Genomic DNA, 2,907 nt, shown 5'->3' on the forward strand with positions numbered 1-2,907 from the left:
GCGGAGACGGTGGCGGCGGAGACGGTGGCGGCGGAGACGGTGGCGGCGGAGACGGCGGCGGCGGAGACGGTGGCGACGGTGGCGGTGGAGACGGTGGCGACGGTGGCGGTGGAGACGGCGGCGGCGGAGACGGTGGCGGCGGTGGCGGCGGAGACGGTGGAGGCGGTAGCGGCGGCGGCGGTACCGGCGGCGGCGGCGGTGGTGACGGCGGCGGCGGTGACGGCGGCGGCGGTACCGGTGGCGGCGGCGGAAGTGCCGCCGGCCCGAAGACCGACCGCGGCACCGAGCAGGCGGTCACCGGCTCGGGCGCGCTTCCGGTCTTCACCGACCCTTACACGATCACCGAGCGCCTGGTCGGCTGGGGTTTCGGCGCGCCCGGCGGCACCCCGGTCACGCCGACCCCGGACGGCAAGGAGCGCCGGGGCTGGTTCCAGGGGCGCTCCAGCACCTTCGACTTCGACGGCTCGGGACGCGACAGCGGCGGCCATCGAAACGAGGCGATCGTCGGCTTCGACGTGGTGCGGCGTCCGGACCTGGTCTACGGCCTCGCCGCCGGCTGGGAGGACGGGCACGCCGACAGCTTCGGTGGCCAAGTCGACAGCCGGTTCGACGGATATTTCTTCGGCCCCTACGTGGGGTGGAAGCCGGATCCGGATCTGGTGCTCGATCTCTGGGTTGGCTACGCGCGCCGCGACTTCTCGAACTCGATTGCCGGCTTCGACAGCGATTTCGACGTGAACCGGGTCTTCGTCTCCGCCAACGCCACCGGGCGCTACCTGCGCGGAGACTACGAGCTCCGCCCGAAGCTGGAGCTCTTCTACGCCAACGACGACATCCCGGATCACAGCTACAGCAACGGCGGGTCGCGGTTCGGGGTCGTGGGCGGCCACGACGACGAGATGGTTTCCACGCTCTCCGGCGAGGTCCGCCGCGAACACGTCACCTCGGGCGGCACCCGCATCGCCCCCTACTTTCGCGTCGGCATCGACGCATGGCTCGCCCGGCCGAACGACGGGCTCCTGCTCGATGGCGACCTGAACGAGTTCTCGATGTCCGCGATCACCGGGGACCTGCGCGCCGGCGTCAACGCCGCCTTCCTGAACGGCGGCCGCTTCGACGCGCGCGTCGGCTACGGCGGCATCGGCGAGGACGGGCTCGAGATCGTCGAGGGCGAGATAGCGCTGTCGATCCCGTTCTGACCGGCCCGATCCGCTTCCGGTTCCTTGCCGGAACGTCAGAAAATGGCAAGCCGGTTTCCAGCCACTTTCCAGCCGGGTATCAGCCTCCGAAGATGGCGCCTTTTCAGGGCCTTGATCGAGAATAGCCGATCAGGGATCTTTTGTGCCAGGACGGCGCGCCCGAGCAGGACGGCGCCTGACCTCACGCAGCGGATCCCCCCACCGTCAGCCCGCCGATCAGCAGCGTCGGCTGGCCGACGCCCACCGGCACCCACTGGCCGTTCTTGCCGCAATTGCCCATGCCGGGATCGAGCGCCATGTCGTTGCCGATGGCGCGGATCTGCTTCAGCGCCGTGGCGCCGTCGCCGATCAGGGTCGCGCCCTTCACCGGCGCGCCGACGCGCCCGTCCTTCACCCGGTAGGCCTCGGTGCAGGAGAAGACGAACTTGCCGTTGGTGATGTCGACCTGGCCGCCGCCGAAGCCCACCGCATAGATGCCGTTCCGGAGCCCGGCGAGCACGTCCTTCGGGTCGGCCCCGCCGCCGAGCATGATCGTGTTGGTCATGCGCGGCATCGGCGCATGGGCATAGCTCTCGCGCCGGCCGTTGCCGGTCGCCGGCACGCCCATCAGGCGCGCGTTCTGCCGGTCCTGCATGAATCCGACGAGGATCCCGTCCTCGATCAGCACGTTGCGGCCCGAGGGCGTGCCCTCGTCGTCGAAGCTGATCGAGCCGCGGCGATCGGGCAGCGTGCCGTCGTCGACCACCGTCACCCCCGGCGCCGCCACGCGGCTGCCGATGAGCCCGGCGAAGGCGGAGGTCCTCTTGCGGTTGAAATCGCCCTCCAGCCCGTGCCCGACCGCCTCGTGCAGCAGGATCCCGGGCCAGCCGGGGCCGAGCACCACGTCCATGACCCCGGCCGGTGCCGGCTCGGCGCGCAGGTTGACCGCGGCGATTCGCAGCGCCTCGCGGGCGACGCCCTGCCAATGCTCCCGCGCCATGAGCGGCGCGAGCCCGTGCCGGCCGCCACCGCCGGCCGAACCCGATTCCCGCCGGCCGTTCTCCTCGACGATGACAGAGACGGAGAGCCGCACCATCGGGCGGGCCTCGGCGAGGCGCCCGCCCTCGGGCCGCAGGATCTCGACCTCCTGCATCGCCGCCGCCAGGCTCGCGGTGACCTGGACCACGCGGGCATCGAGGCCACGCAGAAAATCGTCGATCTCGCGCAACAAATCCACCTTCACCGCGAATTCCGCGTCGTCGAAGGGATCGTGGTCGGAATAGAGCCGCCGGTTGCTCGGCCTCGGCGCCGGTGCGAGCCGGCCGCCGCCGCTCCCGACCGCGATCCGGGCGGTCTCGGCCGCACGCCGGAGGCTCGCCTCGGAGATCTCGGTCGCATGGGCATAGCCCGTGGCCTCGCCGCGCACCGCCCGCAGCCCGAAGCCCTCGGCCGCGTCGTAGCTCGCGTTCCGGAGCCTCTCGTCGTCGAAGACCAGCGCCTCGCCCCGTCGTCGCTCGAGGAAGAGCTCGCCGTCGTCCGCCCCCTCGGTAGCGCTGCGCAGGATCGCAAGGGCCCGGTCGGCGTCGAGATTGTCGTCGAAAGGCCGGAAGCGCGGGGAGGATGGCATGAATGGTCTCCGGATCGGTTGGGGCGGGGCAACGGATCGGGCGCCCCGGCGCACCCGCCACCTAGTCCCCACGGCCCCACATAGCGCCCCCCCCCCGCGCCG

General features: G+C 71.9%; 2 protein-coding genes. One reads left to right on the top strand and one right to left on the bottom strand.

The annotated features are described in order from the left end of the window. Positions 1–1,199 (top strand): autotransporter outer membrane beta-barrel domain-containing protein (locus V7050_RS20040; protein ID WP_324374363.1); only part of this gene is annotated, 1,199 nt, incomplete at its 5' end. Between the two features lie 181 nt (positions 1,200–1,380). On the opposite strand, the gene tldD is transcribed toward V7050_RS20040, so the two are convergent. Further along, positions 1,381–2,805 (bottom strand): metalloprotease TldD, encoded by a 1,425-nt coding sequence (gene tldD, locus V7050_RS20045; protein WP_324370428.1) that lies wholly within the window; start codon positions 2,803–2,805, stop codon positions 1,381–1,383. Positions 2,806–2,907 lie beyond the last annotated feature (102 nt).

The sequence above is a fragment of the Amaricoccus sp. genome (assembly GCF_036846665.1).
Taxonomy (GTDB): domain Bacteria; phylum Pseudomonadota; class Alphaproteobacteria; order Rhodobacterales; family Rhodobacteraceae; genus Amaricoccus.